This is a genomic window from Nonomuraea bangladeshensis (genome assembly GCF_039529455.1).
GTDB lineage: Bacteria > Actinomycetota > Actinomycetes > Streptosporangiales > Streptosporangiaceae > Nonomuraea > Nonomuraea bangladeshensis.
Genome location: NZ_BAAAMV010000006.1, coordinates 715333 through 730807, shown reverse-complemented (window position 1 = coordinate 730807; position 15475 = coordinate 715333). Strand labels below are relative to the sequence as shown.

Here is a 15475-nt window from a genome sequence, read left to right as displayed (position 1 = left end):
GTGGGACTGATCGTGCTGGCCGCCGACAAGGGCGCGCCGGGCGTCACCACGGCCGCGACGGCACTGGCCGCCGTATGGCCGCGGCCGGTGCTGCTGGCCGAGTGCGACCCGGCCGGCGGCGACCTCGCCTACCGCCTGCCCGCCGCCGACGGCGGGGTGCTCAACCCCGGCAGGGGCCTGCTCACCCTGGGCGCCACCGCCCGGCGCGGCCTGGAGCCCGCCCAGATCCACCAGCACACGCAGAAGATCGTCGGCGGGCTCGACGTGCTGGCCGGGCTCACCCACGCCGAGCAGGCCGCCGGCCTCACCTGGCTGTGGGGCCCGCTCGGCCGGGCGCTCGCCGCGATCCCCGACGCCGACGTCATCGCCGACTGCGGCCGGCTCGGCGCCCACCCCCAGCTCGGCGACCTGCTGGCCGAGGCCGAGCAGGTCGTGCTGCTCACCCGCGCCACCCTCGACCACGTCGCCCACCTGCGCGAACGCCTCCAGATCACCAAGGCCCACGGCGTCGTCGTCATCGCCGACCCGCGCGCCTACCGCGCCTCCATCGACGACGTACGCAGGATCGTCGGCCCGAGCGTCCAGTTCGTCTACGGCCTGGCCCACGACCCCAAGGGCGCCGAGCTGCTGCGCGGTCAGTGGGGCGGCCGGCTCGACCGTTCCCTCCTCATCCGTACGGCCCGCGACCTCGCGGGGAGGCTGGTGAGCCACCGATGATCGATCACCTGCTGGTCAAGCGCTTCCGCCAGGAGGTCGGCGACCGCCTGGCCCACCAGCGCCGGCTCGACCAGGCGGGCGGCCTGCCCGCCATGACCGGCGAGGACGAGCGCCAGTTCGCCAGGGCGCTGATCTCGCAGGTCCTGGAGGAGCACGCGCGCAACGAGATCGGCTCCGGCCGCACGCCGCCCACGGTCGAGGAGGAGGAGGCGCTGGCGGCCGGCATCCACGCCGCGCTGTTCGGCGTGGGCCGCCTCCAGCCGCTGCTCGACGACGCCCAGGTCGAGAACATCGACATCAACGGCTGCGACCGCGTCTTCGTCAGCTACGCCGACGGCCAGGAGTCCATGCACGACCCGGTCGCCGAGTCCGACGAGGAGCTCGTCGAGCTGATCCAGATCCTGGCCGCGTACTCGGGGCTGTCGAGCCGGCCGTTCGACACCGCCAACCCGCAGCTCGACCTGCGCCTGCCCGACGGCTCGCGGCTGAGCGCGGTCATGGACGTCACCGTACGGCCCGCGATCTCCATTCGCCGCGCCCGCCTCGGCAAGGTCTTCCTCAGCGACCTCGTCGGCAACGGCACGGTCGGCCCCGACCTCGGCAGGTTCCTCAGCGCGGCCGTCGCCGCCCGCAAGAACATCATGATCGCCGGGTCCACCAACGCCGGCAAGACCACCCTGCTGCGGGCACTGGCCAACGAGATCCCGCCGGGCGAGCGCCTCATCACCGTCGAACGCGCCCTGGAGCTGGGCCTCGACCAGTTCCCCGAGCTGCATCCCAACGTCGTCGCCTTCGAGCAGCGTCTGCCCAACTCCGAGGGCCAGGGCGAGATCTCGATGGCCGAGCTGGTCCGCCGCTCGCTGCGGATGAACCCGAGCCGCGTCATCGTCGGCGAGGTGCTCGGCGACGAGATCGTCACCATGCTCAACGCGATGACGCAGGGCAACGACGGCTCCCTGTCGACCATCCACGCCAACTCCAGCATGGAGGTCTTCAACCGCATCGCCACGTACGCGCTCCAGGCCGGCGAACGCCTGCCCATCGACGCCACCCACATGCTCATCGCCGGCGCGATCGACTTCGTGGTCTTCGTCGAGAAGCGCAACGACTACCACCGCGGCGGCACCCTGCGCCGCTACGTCTCCAGCGTCCGCGAGGTCAACGGCTGCGACGGCCGTGTCCTGTCGAGCGAGGTGTTCGCGCCGGGACCCGACGGCTCCGCCGTGCCGCACGCGCCCGTCTCGTGCCTGGACGAGCTCATGGCGCACGGCTACACCCCGGGAGGATGGTGACCGATGGGCCTGACCATGGACCCGTTCGCCCTGCTCGCCGGCGCCATGGCAGGCGGCGGCCTGTTCCTGCTGGTCCTCTCCCTGTACGGCATGCGCCCCCGCCCGCCCCAGCCGCAACGCCACCTGATCAGGATGCTGACCACGCGCGGCGCGGTCGCCGCCGTGGCCGCCTCGCTGGTCCTGCTCATCACCCGGTGGCCGGTCGCGGCGGTGGGCACCGTGCTGCTGGTGTTCGCCTGGCGCGGGCTGTCGGGCGGCGCGGCCGAGGAGCGGGCCGCCATGCGCCGCCTCGAAGGGCTCGCCGCCTGGACCGAGTCGCTGCGCGACACCATCGCCGGCGCGGCCGGGCTGGAGCAGGCGATCCCGTCGTCGATCAGGGCCGCCGCGCCGACGCTCCGCCCGCACCTGCGCGCCATGATCGACCGGCTGCACACCAGGATGGCGCTGCCCGAGGCGCTCGCGCTGTTCGCCGACGAGCTCGACGACCCCTCGGCCGACCTGGTGGTGGCCGCGCTCATACTCAACTCCAAGCTGCGCGGCCCCGGCCTGCGCGACGTGCTCGGCGCGCTCGCCGTCTCGGCCCGCGAGGAGCTCGACATGCGCCGCCGCGTCGAGGCCGAGCGCCGCGCGACCCGGCGCAGCGTGCAGATCGTGGTGATCACCGCGCTGGGCTTCGCCGCGCTCCTCGTGCTGTTCAACGGCGACTACGTCGAGGAGTACGACGACCCGCTCGGCCAGGCCGTCCTGGTGGTCGTCGCAGCGCTGTTCGGCGCGGGGTTCGCGTGGATGCGCCGGCTCGCCGGGTTCGACAAGCCGACGCGGCTGCTGACGGGAAGGGGCGGCGATGGTTGAGGGCGCGCTGGCCGGAGCCGCGCTGGGGCTCGGCCTGTTCGTACTGGTACGCGCGATCTTCCCGGCCCGCCCCGGGCTGGTGGCGCGGCTGCTCGCACTGGACGCCGTGCGCGAGGACGCCGGCGCGCCGCGCATCCAGCTCCTGCTGCCCGAGGAGGAGGTCGGCGCGTTCCGCCGCAACCTCGGCGTACGCATGGCCGCGCTCTACGCCGCCCGCGGCTGGGAGGTCAGGTCCGTACGGTCGGACCTGGCGCTGCTCGGCCGTTCCTTCGAGGCGTTCCTCGCGACCAAGGCGCTCCTCGGCGCCGCCGGCCTGCTGGCGTTCCCGCTGCTGCTCGGCTGGCTGGTGCTCATGGGGTGGGGCAGCTCGCCGGCCATCCCGTTCTGGGTGGCGGTGCTGGCCGCGGTCGTCTTCTTCTTCCTGCCCGACCTGCAGATCCGCAAGGAGGCCGCGGCGCGCAGGCGCGACTTCCGTCACGTGGTCGGCGCGTTCCTCGACCTCGTCTCCATGAACCTGGCCGGCGGCCGCGGCGTCCCCGAGGCGCTGATGATGGCGGTCACGGTCAGCGGCGAGCAGCCCAACTGGGCGATGGGCCGCATCCGCGACGCGCTGAGCGGCGCGCGCATCGTCGGCATCACCCCCTGGCAGGCGCTCGGCCAGCTCGGCGAGGAGATCAACGTCGACGAGCTGCGCGACCTGTCGGCGGCGCTCGGCCTGGTGGCCGACGACGGCGCCAAGGTCCGCTCGTCCCTCACGGCCAGGGCCGCCACCCTGCGCCGCAGGGAGCTGGCCGAGATCGAGGGACGCGCGGGCGAGCGCTCGCAGTCGATGCTCGTCGCCCAGCTCCTGCTCTGCGCCGGTTTCGTGATCTTTCTCAGTTATCCCGCCGCGATGAAGATGTTGGGGGTCTCATGAACCATCCCTGGATCGTCTATCTCCGTGCGTGCCTCGCCGTACGCGTCCACCGGGCCAGGACCGCCCCCACCCGGGGCGCCTCCGCCGTCGAGTGGGTGATCATCACCGCCATCATCGCGGGCGTCGCGCTCGGGCTGGCCACGCTGATCAGGACGCTCGTCGAGCAGCAGCAGGGCCAGATCGAGCAGAGCTTCGGCGGTGGCGGCGGTGGCGGTGGCGGCGACCAGTAGCCCGCGCCGCCGCGCCCGCGAGCGTGGCGCCAGCGCGGTCGAGCTGGCGCTGCTCATGCCGGTCATTCTCGCGGTGGCGCTGCTCATCGTGCAGGTGGCGCTCTGGTTCCACGCGCGTCAGGTCGCCGAGGCGGCCGCCCAGGAGGGGGCGCGCGTGGCCAGGGCGGCGCCGATCGACTCGGCCGGCTGGGAGGGCACCGCCACGGCCAAGGCCACCGAGATCGTCCGCGCGATCGGGCCGCGGCTGCTCGGCGGTGCGACCGCCACGACCTCCGAGAGGGAGCCCGACGAGCGGTTCGTCACCGTGACCGGCAGCGCCGTACAGGTCATCCCGCTGCTGCCGTCGCTGACGTTCACGATCAGCGCGACCGCCGGCGGGCCCGTCGAGTGCTTCCGCCCCGACAACGGGGGCGAGGACTGCGAATGAGCGCCGATCGCGAGCGCGGGTCCATGGCCGTCGAGACGGTCATGCTGGCCCCGGTCTTCCTGCTGTTCCTGCTGTTCCTGGCCGGGGCCGGGGTGCTGGTGGAGTCGCAGGGCCGGGTCAACGGCGCGGCCAGGGACGCCGCCCGCGCCGCCTCCGTGCAGCGTACGTTCGACGACGCCCAGGGGGCCGCCGACGCCATCACCCGGGCGACGCTCACCGGCCCCTGCGGGTCGCCGGCCGTGTCGCTGGACGGCTCCGCGTGGGAGCAGGGCGGGCAGGTGGAGGCCGTCGTCACCTGCGAGCTCGACCTCGGCTTCGCCGGGTTCGGCGCCAAGCGGCTCACCGGCACCGCCGTCGTGCCCCTGGAGCAGTTCAGGAGGGTCGAGTGAGCGAGCGGGGGTCCATGTCGGTGTTCACCGTGCTGTTCTCGGTGGTCGCGTTCCTGCTGGCGGGGCTGCTGGTGGACGGCGGCGGGGCGATCAACGCCCGGCTGCGCGCCGCCGACGTGGCCGAGCAGGCCGCGCGGGCCGGCGCCGACCAGATCGACGAGGACGTGCTGCGCACCAGCGGCGAGACCCGGCTGCTCGGCGAGGACCGCGTGTGCGCGCGGGCCGACGAGATCGTCGCGGCCCAGGGCGAGGGCGTACGCGCCGGCCGCTGCGAGGTCCAGCAGGAGCAGGTGACGGTGAGCGTGTCGGTGCGCTGGCAGGCGTTCTTCCTCGGTGCGATCGGCTTCGCGGGATCGGACATGACCGGCGAGGCCACGGCCGCGCCCCAAGCGAGATAAAGCGAGCTAGACCGAATGGCTTCACTCAGTGGCACGCGGAACGCGTGAGGCACGACGCTGAGCGGGCGAAAGGAGAGGCGATGCCGACGCGAGAGCCAGCGCGGCCCCACGGGCGCCCCGCCGGGCGTGCCCACGGGCGGCACGGCCCCGCCCGCCGCCCCGCCAGGCGCGGTCTCGGCGACGTGCTCGCCGGGCTCGGCGCGCTGGTCCTGCTGGTCGCGCTCGTGGGCGGGGTGCCGTACGCGCTGCTCAAGTACGTCGGGCCGCCGATCGACCCCGAGCAGTTCGACGTGCGGACGCTGCTCAGCCAGGCCGGGCCGAGCACCATCACGGCGGTGCTGGTCCTGCTCGTGTGGCTGGCCTGGTTCCAGCTGTTCGTGTGCGTGCTCGTCGAGGTGTACGCCGGCGTCCGCAGGGTCGGCATGCCCGCCCGCGTGCCCATGTCCGGGGGCACCCAGGCCCTCGCCAACAAGCTCGTCGGGGCCGTGCTGCTGCTGTTCACCACCGGGGCCATGGTCGCGCCGATCGTGAAGCTCGCGCCCGCGCCCGCCCCGCCGCCGATGACGGCGGTGGCGTACTCGGCGCCGATCGTCGAGAAGGCCACGCTCGACACCCAGCAGACCAAGAAGGTGTACGTGGTGCAGCCGCCGCACGGGCGCCACCACGAGAGCCTGTGGGAGATCGCGGAGAAGTGCCTCGGCGACGGCCGCCGCTACCACGAGATCTACCGGCTCAACCAGGCCAAGGAGCAGCCCGACGGCTCCAGGCTGCGGATGGCCGACCTGATCAGGCCCGGCTGGGTGCTCGACATGCCGGACGACGCCCGCCACACGCACACCGTCCCCGTCGGCCAGCCGCGCGAGCAGACCCTGCGCGACCATCCGGGCCGCGCGGAGGTCCCCCGCTCCGTCGAGCAACGCGCCGACCGGGCGGAGGAGAAAGCCGAGCAGAAGAAGGACGTCGAGCGCCGCGCCGAGAACAGGGGCGGGGCCAAACACCGCCTCCCCGAGCAGGACCGCCGCCTCCCCGAGCAGGAGCGGCGGGAGCAGCCGGTGGTGCGCGAGGCCCAGTCCGGCGCGCTCATGGACTACCTCGCCCCCGCCTCGCTGGCCGCCGCCGGGCTGCTGTTCGTGCTCTCCCGCCGCCGCCGCGAGCAGCTGTGGAACCGGCTGCCCGGCCGCCGCACCGCCCGCCCGCGCGGCGACGCCGCCGAGGCCGAGGTCGCGCTCCGGCTGGGCGCCGACGCGCCGGGCGCCCGCATCCTCGACATCGGCCTGCGGCTGCTCGGCGCCGAGCTGGCCGCCAGGCACCGCACCCCGCCCACCGTGTACGCCGCCCACCTGTCCGCGCGCACGCTCGACCTGTGGGTGCACCCGCCCGACCCCGACCCGCCCGCGCCCTGGACCGCCCAGGACGGCGGCCAGGTGTGGCGGCTGCCCGCCCACGAGGGCCGGCTGCTGGAGGACCAGCCGGGCGGCGCGCCGTACCCGGGGCTCGTGTCCATCGGCGCCAACGCGGGCGGCCGGGTGCTCGTGGACCTGGAGGCGGCGCAGGGCCTCATCAACGTACGCGGCCCGCAGACCACGGCCGCGCTCGCCGCGATCGCCGTCGAGCTGGCCACCAACCGCTGGTCCGACCGCATGCGGGTGACGCTCGTCGGGTTCGGCGAGGAGCTGACCGCCATCGCGCCCGACCGGATCAGGGCCGTCGGCGGCCTGGCCGAGGTGCTGCCCGAGCTGGAGGCCGCCGCCACGCCGCGCGAGCAGGTGCTGACCGGCCGGGTCACCGGCAGCCCGCGCGAGGCCCACTACCTGCTGTCGGCGGTCGCGCCCACGCACGAGGAAGCGCGCCGGCTGGCGCTGCTGGCCCGCAGGGACACCGCCGGGTACGTCGTCGCGGGCGACATCCCGCACGCCACCTGGACCCTGGAGATCACCGAGGACGGCAAGGCCCGCATCGCCGAGCTGGGCTTCGAGGTGGAGGCCCAGCTCCTGCCCCGCCGCCACTACCGGGCGCTGGTCGAGCTGTTCCGCACCGCGGGCCGCATGGAGGGCGAGCCGATCCCCGAGCCGGAGCCGCTGGTCGGGCTGCACGCGCCGGCCGTCGAGATCCGCCTGCTCGGCCCGGTCGAGGTTCGGGGCCTGCGCCCGCTGGAGGAGGGCCGGCTGGCGCTGGCCGCCGAGATGCTGGTCTACCTGGCCACGCATCCGGGCGGGGTGCACCCCGTCGTGCTCGGCGGCGTGTTGTGGCCGCGCGGCGTACAGGACCTGGTCAGGGACGCCACGATCGCCCGGGTCGCGGAGTGGCTGGGGCCCGACCACCTGCTCACGGACGAGGCCGGGCGGCTGCGGCTGGGGCCGGAGGTGCGTACGGATTGGATGTTGTTCCGCGAGCTGGTCCGCCGGGCGCGCGGCGACGCGATGGCCAGGCCCGTCCTCCTGGAGAAGGCGCTCGGCCTGGTCAGGGGCCCGCTGCTGGCCGGTCGCCCGCCCGGCAGGTACGCCTGGCTGGCCGCCGAGGACCTGGAGTACGACGTGGCCGCCGGGGTGGCCGACGCCGCCCACCAGCTCTGCGAGCTCCGGCTCGCCCAGAACCGGCCGGACGCCGCGGTCGCCGCGGTCCGCCAGGCGCTGCTGCTCGCGGCCGACGACGAAGGGCTCTGGCGCGACCTGCTGCGGGCCACGCACGCCACCCAGGACGGCGTACGGCTGCGGGCCGTCGTCGAGGGCCTGACCCGGCGGGCCGCCTCGCACCCGTACGGCGGCGCACTCGCCCCGGAGACCGAGGCGCTGATCGAAGAACTGCTGCCCACGTGGCGCATCCACGTCGTGAGGGAGTCATCGGCATGAGACGAGCAGCGATGGCGCTGGTCTTACTGGTGCTGGCGGGCTGCGGCCAGCCGGAGCGGCCGTACTCGCCGGGGGCCGAGCCCTCGGCGGACGGCAGCGGCACCGCCCGCGCGGCGGAGCCTGCGGAAACCCCCCAGGAGGGGACCAGCGAGGAGCCCGCCGAGGAGGAGACCCTCGCAGGGAAGGGCAAAGAGACCGTCACCATGGGCGGCGGCAAGTTCCGGATGGAGATCGACTGGCCCGCGAAGCGGGACCCGCTGGCAGAGGTGGGCGCCTCTTACATGGTGGCCATGCGCAAGGCGATCGTCGCCGGCAGCGATCGGCCCTTGCAGGACATTGACATTGAACTCACCGCCGCCCCGGCCGCGTACGAGTGGGTGAAGTACTTCCTCGACAGGAAACAGACGGTGCGCGGCGTCGCCCGGCTCTACGACCTGCGCGTCTCCAGGACGGGCAAAGGTGCGGTGATCGACATGTGCGTGGACGAGACGGGCATGCGGTTCGTCTCGGCACGCACCGGGAAAGCCATCTCGCCCCGCCCCGACTGGCTCGACACTCCGTACCTCCAGTCCCTGGCCCTGCATCGGGGCGACGACGACGTGTGGTGGATCAGGGACGTCCGCGCCGACCTGAAAGGGTGCCCCGCATGAACCCCCTCCTTTCCGCGGCCGTCGCGGGCCTGCTCGCCGTCACCGCAGGGCTGGCGCCGCGGCCGGATCCCGGCCGGACGATCGACGAGGGGCGGACGAAGGGCGTCGTGCTCACCCACTCGAAGATCGTCATCTCGGGTGACGCCAAGGGCGGTAAGTCCGACGGCTACGTGCTCAAGCGGCCCTGCTGGTACGAGCCCGGCCAGGGGGCCGAGGAGATGCTGAAGACGCAGGAGAGCCTGCGCGACTTCTTCTTCAAGTTCACCAAGGACGCGACCGATGAGAAGTTCGAGAAGTTCCTGGAGCAGTTCAAGGAGCGGATCGGGCAGGACGGCCGCTGGTGGGGGCCCGCGTACGACTCCTCCGACCCCAAGGGCCTGGCGTGCTTCAGCGCGCTGGACCCGTTCGTGTTCGTTCCGCCGGGGCAGACGCCGCCGGCCGGGATCACCGTGCGGGAGCTGGCCGAGATCGCGCGGGCGGCGCTGACCGTGCCCGAGCCGACGGTCAGGCTGAGCCCCGACGCCAAGAGCTACGTCAACCTCCCGACCTGGGTGTGGGTGGAGGGCATCGGCGCGCCGCGCAGGTCGGTGACGGCGACGATCCCCGGGGTCATGAGCGCGACCGTGGTCGCCACCCTCCAGGAAATCAAGATCGACCCCGGCACCGGCGACGACCGGGCCGAGGTCACCGTGAGCGGTTGTGGCGCCCAGGGCAAGCCGTACGTGAAGGGCGGCACGTTCTCCTGCGGCGTGCGCTATCTGCGCTCGTCGGTGGACCAGCCGCAGGAGAAGTACACGCTCACGGTCACCACCGTGTGGCCGGTCGCCGTCCAGGGGGACGTGGCGGTGCAGTTCGCACCCGTCGAGGTGGGCACGAGCCGGGACGTCCCGGTCGGCGAGATCCAGAGCAACGTCCGACCTCAGTGACGAGACGGTGGTGAGTGGGGCGCCGCGCCCCACTCACTCCGCGTCGTCCGCCTCCTCGAAGAGCTCGTCCACGCTCGTGACGGTGAGGGCTCTGTCGACCCAGGCGAGCAGGAGCTCCGGGTCCTCGCAGGTGTGGATGCGTTCCCGCGCCTCCTCGGGAACGGCGAGCCCTCGCTTTTCGAGGATGCGCAGAACGGCCTTGGCCTCCCCCTGCGTGACCCCTTGCGTAATTCCTTGCTCGATCCCCTGGGTGATGCCATGGTCCACCCACTCACGGACCAGCTTGCTTCGGGGCTCGTAGTTGATGTCCATGGCCATCGAGATCTCCTTGAACTTGGCGACGACGAACTCCGGCAGCACCGAGAGCACGAGGTCAGAATAACTTTTGAGCTCCTCGGGCAGGTGCTCATGCGCATCGTGGAATGTCTGCAGGACCTTGAAACCCTCCTCGGTCGGGCCGTGCACGATCGCGGAGAGAGCGGTGAGCTCCGGCTCGGCGACGGCCCTTTCGAGGTCGGTGATCATCGGAACCTGCTCCGGCCCGAGGACGATGGGCCGGAGGGACCATCCCGGGTGGCCCATGTCGATGGGACGGCCGCACTTGGCCGCCACCCGCGTGTCCGGGCAGAAGACGAGCAGCGTGCACGGACATTTGAGCCGAGCCCGTAGCGTGGCCAGGTAGACGGGCCACGACCAGGTCTTCTCGTCGCGATACGCCCGCTGGACCTCCAGCACGATGCCGGACAGCGGCTTGCCGTCGGCCAGGACCACGACCGAGTCCGCGCGGTATTCCGTCGGGACGCAGTCGGTGAAGTCGGGGCTTTCGAGCCGGGCCTCGTCGAACGCGGGCACCGGCACGCCCATCTCGGTGAGCAGCGTGGCCACCAGCGATGGGCGATTCCGTACTAGTTCGAGCAGGAACTCATGCTCCTGGGTGGGGGACATGCCGAACACATTACCGAATGCATTCGACTCATCACACTCAGTTAGCGTTTCGTCCTGATTCATGCGCCAGCAGCCACTCCTTGACCGGGACGCCGTAGTAGTAGCCGCCGTAGCCGCCCGAGCTCGGCAGGACCCGGTGGCACGGCACGAACGGGGCGATGAGGTTCTGGGCGCAGGCGGAGCCGGCCACGCGGGCCGCCGTACGCGGCAGGCCGGCGCGTTCGGCCAGCTCGGCGTACGAGACCGTGGTGCCGGCCGGGACCTCGCGCAGCGCCGCGTGCAGCCGCTTGCGCGTGGGGGAGCCGGGCTGCTCGACGGGTACGTCGTCCAGCGCGGCGAAGTCGCCCGCCAGGTACGCGCGCACCGCCTCCACGGCCGGCCCGAGGTCGTCCACCACCTCCAGCCCCTCCGCGCGCAGCTCGGGAGTGAGCCGGGCGAACATCTGCTCGGGGTCGGCAGTGAACCCGGCCGCCACCAGCACCTTGTCGCGGGCCAGCAGGGCGAGCGGGCCGATCGGGGTCGGGACGAGCTGTGCAGCGATCATGATGAGCTCCAGAGATGCAGTGCGGCGTAGGCCCGCCAGGGCCGCCACCGCTCGGTTTCGTCGTCGGGGATGTCCAGGGCGGCCATCCGCTTCCTGAGCACCAGGTCGCCCGCGGGCCAGGCGTCGGGGTCGCGCAGCGCCCGCAGCGCGACGTAGCCGGCGGTCCACGGGCCGATGCCGGGCACCTCCAGCAGCGCCTCCACTGCCTCGGCGGGGTCTTGACCGCCGTCGAGGTCGAGATGGCCCGCGGTGATCCGGGAGGCCAGCTCCTTGAGCGTGGCGATGCGGCGGCCGGTGAGGCCGAGCCCGGTGAGGTCGGTCTCCAGCAGGTGGCCGGGGGCGGGGAAGAGGGCGCCGGGCGCGGCGGCGCGGGCGACGATGCGGCCGAGCAGCGTACGGGCCCCGGCCACCGAGACCTGCTGCCCCACCACCGCCCGCACGGCCAGCTCGAACCCGTCGAACGTCCCCGGCACCCGCAGCCCGGGCCGGGCCGCGACCAGCGGCCCGAGCGAGGTCCTGCCGAGCGCCTCGGAGATCGCCTCGGGGTCGGCGTCCAGGTCGAGCAGCCGGCGGCAGCGGGCCACGACGCGGGCGAGCTGCCGCGTGTCGGCCACCGCCACGTCGAGTGCCACGTGGTCGGGCCGGGGCGTGAGCGTGATCGTCCCGCCGGGCACGGCCCGCGCGTACGAGGTCCGGTCCGCGCTCTCCAGCCCTGGGATCGCCCGCGCGGCGAGGAACGCGAAGACCGCGTCCACGTCGTACGGCTCCCGCCGGTGCAGCCGAAGCCGCAACGGCGCAGGCCCAGTGGCCCCGGAGTCGGCCACGACGGCGACCGTACGTCCCCCCGCCGTGGCGCGCAGCTCGCTCGGCGTGAACCCGTACGTCTCCCGCATCGTCGCGTTGAACTGCCGCACGCTGCCGAACCCGGCCGCGAACGCCACGTCCGTGATCGGCAGCACGGTCTCCGTCAGCAGCTGCTTGGCCAGCAGCAGCCGCTTCGTCCGCGCCACCGCCAGCGGCCCGGCCCCCAGCTCGGCCACGAACAGCCGGTGCAGGTGCCGCTCGGTGATGTGCAGCCGCCTGGCCAGCCCGGCGACGCCCCGCTCGTCGGCCGCGCCGTCGTCGATGAGCCGCAGCGCCCGGCCCACGAGGTCGCCCCGCAGGTCCCAGCCGGGGTCGCCGGGCGACAGCTCGGGACGGCAGCGCTTGCACGGCCGGAACCCGGCCGCCTCCGCCGAGGCCGCGTGCCGGTAGAAACGTACGTTCCTGGACGCGGGCGTACGCGCAGGGCAGATCGGACGGCAGTAGATGCGCGTCGTCGTCACCGCCGTGTAGAAGCGCCCGTCGAACCGGGCGTCCCTGGCGGAGACGGCCCGGTAACAGGAGTCGAAGTCGAGCTCCAGTGGAGACATACTTCGACGGTACGCGCTGCCAGAAGGCGGCGACCGGCGGTTTTCGGACCTGATCGTCCGCGACGTCCGGCTACTTCGAGGAGACGCCGACCCCCAGGTCGAACTCCCGGTAGACGCGCGCCCAGAACCCGTCGCGCAGCCACACCCGCGCCTCGGGGAACGGCCGCAGCGAGTGCCCGAGCTCCTTCTCGGCCTCGATCAGTAGCTCGGTGTCGATGACGGTCGGCAGGATCGGCCCCGGCAGCAGGTCGCGGATGTTGTCGCGGCCACGGGTGAGGATCCACTTCTGCGCCACGTGCTCGCCGACGTCCTCGACGCGCGGGCGGCTCGGGCCGAGCTTGGCCACCTGGCCGGGCTTGGCGTGCGGCTTGACCGGCGCGCGGCCGGCGAAGACCTGGGCGGGCGACGGCGTGACCGGCGGGGCGACCGCCACGGGCTGGGGAGCACGGCTGAAAAAGGGCCTCAGGAAATCAGCGGAGATCACTTCCACGGTGTCGGACTCCCACACCAGGCGTTCGGCCTGGTTGGTGCCGTAAGGAGGCTCGACGCCCCACAGGTGGATGCGTACGCCGTACGCCTGCGCCGCCTCCACCGCCGGGACCATGTCCTCATCGCCGGCCAGCAGGATGGTGTCGGTGACCGCGTGGTGCCTGGCCAGCGCCTCCAGATCGCTCCTGATCTGGGCGTCCACGCCTTTCTGCTGGCCACGGGCGTTGAGGTTGCCAAGCCTTACCTTGACCCAGGGAAGCTGGGCGATGACCCGCTGATCGACGGTGGGCACGCGGTCACGGGCGGCGTCATACCAATAGATCCGCAAGAGTTCGCCAGAAATACGTTCCTCTGCATGTTTCTGCAGACTCTGGATGAGCTCATCCGCGGCCACCCGATATTCCTTGCGTTCCTTCGCGCCCAGCAGCACTTCACCGGCCGCCGCGTAGAGATAACCGACATCCACCAGGACTGCGTACTTGGCTGCCACAGGATGCGGCATGAGGTCTGGGATGGCCATGTCGTCCTCCAGGCCGCGGTGTTAGTTGATCGGCTGACTATATACGCCTACTTTCTCTAGATAGTCCCAACTCCCGGGGAACTTGACACCCGATTCCCAGGATCTATCTAGGGCAGGGCGCTCATCCGCCATGCCGACTTCCCTGGGAGGACAGGCTTACGCATACCTCTAGCTGGGTTTCGCCATCTTTGCGGCGGGGCCTGCGGAGCGGGCTCCCGCGGGGCCTGCCGGGTGGCCAGCGCGATCACCAGGGCGGCGAGCTCCTCGGGCGTGGCGTCGCCGCGCACGACGCGCAGTCCGGATGCCGGTGGCGGGGTCACAGCGGGATGTTCCCATGCTTCTTGGGCGGGAGCGTGGCGCGCTTGTTGCGGAGCGCGCGCAGCGCCCGGACGACCTGGGGGCGGGTTTCGGACGGCCGGATCACCGCGTCCACGTAGCCGCGTTCGGCCGCGATGTACGGGTTGGCCAGCGTGTCCTCGTACTCGGTGACGAGCCTGGCGCGCTGGTCGTCGGGGTTCTCGGCGGCGGCGAGCTCGCGCCGGTAGAGGATGTTGACCGCGCCCTGCGCGCCCATGACCGCGATCTGCGCGGTGGGCCAGGCGAGGTTGACGTCCGCGCCGAGGTGCTTGGACCCCATGACGTCGTACGCGCCGCCGTACGCCTTGCGGGTGATCACCGTGACCAGCGGGACGGTGGCCTCGGCGTAGGCGTAGAGGAGCTTGGCGCCGCGGCGGATGATTCCGTTCCATTCCTGATCGGTGCCTGGGAGGAAACCCGGGACATCCACAAAAGTCAGGATAGGAATATTGAACGCATCACATGTTCGAATAAAGCGTGCCGCTTTCTCGGATGCGTTGATATCCAGACAACCTGCGAAATGCATGGGCTGGTTGGCCACCACGCCCACCGGCCGGCCGTCCACCCGCCCGTAGCCGACCACGATGTTCGGCGCGAACCGCGCGTGGACCTCCAGGAACTCCCCGTCGTCCAGCACCCGCCCGATCACCCGGTGCATGTCGTACGGCTGGTTGGGCGAGTCGGGGATCAGCTCGTCCAGCTCGGGATCGGGATCGAGGTCCGCGGCGGCCGGGTAGGCCGGGGGGTCGTCCAGGTTGTTGGACGGCAGGTACGACAGCAGCGCCCGCACGTAGTCGAGCGCGTCGTCCTCGTCGGCCGCCTGGTAGTGGGCCACGCCCGACTTCGTGTTGTGCGCGTGCGCCCCGCCGAGCTCCTCGAACGTCACCTCCTCGCCCGTCACCGTCTTGATGACGTCGGGCCCGGTGATGAACATGTGCGAGGTCTGGTCCACCATCACCACGAAGTCGGTCAGCGCGGGGGAGTAGACGTGCCCGCCGGCCGCCGCGCCCATGATGAGCGAGATCTGCGGGATCACGCCGGAGGCGTGCACGTTGCGCTTGAAGATCTCGGCGTACAGGCCGAGCGCCACCACGCCCTCCTGGATGCGCGCGCCGCCGCCCTCGTTGATGCCGATGATCGGGCAGCCTGTCTTGAGCGCCAGGTCCAGGACCTTGACGATCTTCTCGCCGTACACCTCGCCGAGCGAGCCGCCGAAGACCGTCACGTCCTGGGAGAACACGCAGACCTGCCGGCCGTCGACCGTGCCGTGCCCGGCGATCACGCCGTCGCCGTACGGCCGCCGCTGCTCCAGGCCGAACATCGTCGAGCGGTGCCGGGCGAACGCGTCGAACTCCACGAACGAGCCCTCGTCCAGCAGCGCCAGCACCCGCTCCCTGGCGGTCATCTTGCCCTTGGCGTGCTGCTTGTCGACGGCGGCCGCCGACCCGGCGTGGACCGCCTCGTCCAGCCGCCGCTCCAGGTCGGCGATCTTCCCGGCGGTGGTGTGGATGTCGGGCTTCTCCGGTGTCGACTCGGCGGCAGCGCTCATGCGCGCAAGGCTA

18 protein-coding genes are annotated in these 15475 nt (G+C 72.4%); 12 read left to right on the top strand and 6 right to left on the bottom strand.

All coding sequences use genetic code 11. The annotated features are described in order from the left end of the window. From ABD292_RS22860 to ABD292_RS22810, 11 genes are all read left to right on the top strand, one after another. Positions 1 to 717, top strand: a complete 717-nt coding sequence (locus ABD292_RS22860) for a CpaE/TadZ family protein (RefSeq protein ID WP_344210401.1) — start codon at positions 1 to 3, stop codon at positions 715 to 717. Next, the gene (locus tag ABD292_RS22855) at positions 714 to 2009 is read left to right on the top strand and encodes a TadA family conjugal transfer-associated ATPase (protein WP_344210399.1); all 1296 of its coding nucleotides are present in this window, start codon (positions 714 to 716) and stop codon (positions 2007 to 2009) included. Before ABD292_RS22860 ends, ABD292_RS22855 begins: the two co-directional genes overlap by 4 nt. Positions 2010 to 2012: 3 nt before the next feature. Further along, positions 2013 to 2861: a type II secretion system F family protein gene (locus tag ABD292_RS22850; protein ID WP_344210397.1), complete on the top strand. Its 849-nt coding sequence runs from the start codon at positions 2013 to 2015 to the stop codon at positions 2859 to 2861. Then, positions 2854 to 3777, top strand: coding sequence for a type II secretion system F family protein (locus tag ABD292_RS22845; protein WP_344210394.1), 924 nt, complete (start codon positions 2854 to 2856; stop codon positions 3775 to 3777). The genes ABD292_RS22850 and ABD292_RS22845 overlap by 8 nt, the downstream gene beginning before the upstream one ends. Next, positions 3774 to 4007 (top strand): hypothetical protein, encoded by a 234-nt coding sequence (locus tag ABD292_RS22840; protein WP_344210391.1) that lies wholly within the window; start codon positions 3774 to 3776, stop codon positions 4005 to 4007. Before ABD292_RS22845 ends, ABD292_RS22840 begins: the two co-directional genes overlap by 4 nt. Further along, positions 3976 to 4434 carry a TadE/TadG family type IV pilus assembly protein gene (locus tag ABD292_RS22835; RefSeq protein ID WP_344210389.1) on the top strand — a complete coding sequence of 153 codons (459 nt, stop codon included), beginning with the start codon at positions 3976 to 3978 and terminating at the stop codon, positions 4432 to 4434. The genes ABD292_RS22840 and ABD292_RS22835 overlap by 32 nt, the downstream gene beginning before the upstream one ends. Continuing rightward, positions 4431 to 4823: a TadE/TadG family type IV pilus assembly protein gene (locus tag ABD292_RS22830; protein ID WP_344210387.1), complete on the top strand. Its 393-nt coding sequence runs from the start codon at positions 4431 to 4433 to the stop codon at positions 4821 to 4823. The genes ABD292_RS22835 and ABD292_RS22830 overlap by 4 nt, the downstream gene beginning before the upstream one ends. After that, positions 4820 to 5221 (top strand): Rv3654c family TadE-like protein, encoded by a 402-nt coding sequence (locus ABD292_RS22825; protein WP_344210385.1) that lies wholly within the window; start codon positions 4820 to 4822, stop codon positions 5219 to 5221. Before ABD292_RS22830 ends, ABD292_RS22825 begins: the two co-directional genes overlap by 4 nt. Before the next feature lie 80 nt (positions 5222 to 5301). Continuing rightward, on the top strand, positions 5302 to 8070 hold the full coding sequence (locus tag ABD292_RS22820) for a BTAD domain-containing putative transcriptional regulator (RefSeq protein ID WP_344210383.1): 2769 nt from the start codon (positions 5302 to 5304) through the stop codon (positions 8068 to 8070). Continuing rightward, positions 8067 to 8720: a hypothetical protein gene (locus ABD292_RS22815; protein ID WP_344210381.1), complete on the top strand. Its 654-nt coding sequence runs from the start codon at positions 8067 to 8069 to the stop codon at positions 8718 to 8720. The genes ABD292_RS22820 and ABD292_RS22815 overlap by 4 nt, the downstream gene beginning before the upstream one ends. Continuing rightward, positions 8717 to 9646 carry a hypothetical protein gene (locus tag ABD292_RS22810; protein WP_344210379.1) on the top strand — a complete coding sequence of 310 codons (930 nt, stop codon included), beginning with the start codon at positions 8717 to 8719 and terminating at the stop codon, positions 9644 to 9646. The genes ABD292_RS22815 and ABD292_RS22810 overlap by 4 nt, the downstream gene beginning before the upstream one ends. Positions 9647 to 9679: 33 nt before the next feature. Here the strand turns inward: ABD292_RS22810 and ABD292_RS22805 are convergent, their stop codons facing one another. The 4 genes from ABD292_RS22805 to ABD292_RS22790 all read right to left on the bottom strand — a co-directional run bounded on the left by ABD292_RS22805 (position 9680) and on the right by ABD292_RS22790 (position 13466). Then, entirely contained in the window at positions 9680 to 10591 is a 912-nt protein-coding gene (locus tag ABD292_RS22805; RefSeq protein ID WP_344210377.1) for a hypothetical protein, read from the bottom strand. Positions 10592 to 10628: 37 nt separating this feature from the next. After that, positions 10629 to 11135, bottom strand: coding sequence for a methylated-DNA--[protein]-cysteine S-methyltransferase (locus tag ABD292_RS22800; protein ID WP_344210375.1), 507 nt, complete (start codon positions 11133 to 11135; stop codon positions 10629 to 10631). Beyond that, positions 11132 to 12547 carry an AlkA N-terminal domain-containing protein gene (locus ABD292_RS22795; protein WP_344210373.1) on the bottom strand — a complete coding sequence of 472 codons (1416 nt, stop codon included), beginning with the start codon at positions 12545 to 12547 and terminating at the stop codon, positions 11132 to 11134. The genes ABD292_RS22800 and ABD292_RS22795 overlap by 4 nt, the downstream gene beginning before the upstream one ends. Before the next feature lie 70 nt (positions 12548 to 12617). Then, positions 12618 to 13466: an NYN domain-containing protein gene (locus ABD292_RS22790; protein ID WP_344210478.1), complete on the bottom strand. Its 849-nt coding sequence runs from the start codon at positions 13464 to 13466 to the stop codon at positions 12618 to 12620. Between ABD292_RS22790 and ABD292_RS22785 the strand changes: the two genes are divergently transcribed. Beyond that, positions 13392 to 13616, top strand: coding sequence for a hypothetical protein (locus ABD292_RS22785; protein ID WP_344210482.1), 225 nt, complete (start codon positions 13392 to 13394; stop codon positions 13614 to 13616). The genes ABD292_RS22790 and ABD292_RS22785 overlap by 75 nt on opposite strands. 47 nt (positions 13617 to 13663) lie before the next feature. Here the strand turns inward: ABD292_RS22785 and ABD292_RS22780 are convergent, their stop codons facing one another. Beyond that, positions 13664 to 13843 carry an acyl-CoA carboxylase subunit epsilon gene (locus ABD292_RS22780; RefSeq protein ID WP_344210476.1) on the bottom strand — a complete coding sequence of 60 codons (180 nt, stop codon included), beginning with the start codon at positions 13841 to 13843 and terminating at the stop codon, positions 13664 to 13666. 29 nt (positions 13844 to 13872) lie between these two features. Continuing rightward, the gene (locus ABD292_RS22775) at positions 13873 to 15462 is read right to left on the bottom strand and encodes an acyl-CoA carboxylase subunit beta (RefSeq protein ID WP_344210371.1); all 1590 of its coding nucleotides are present in this window, start codon (positions 15460 to 15462) and stop codon (positions 13873 to 13875) included. Positions 15463 to 15475 lie beyond the last annotated feature (13 nt).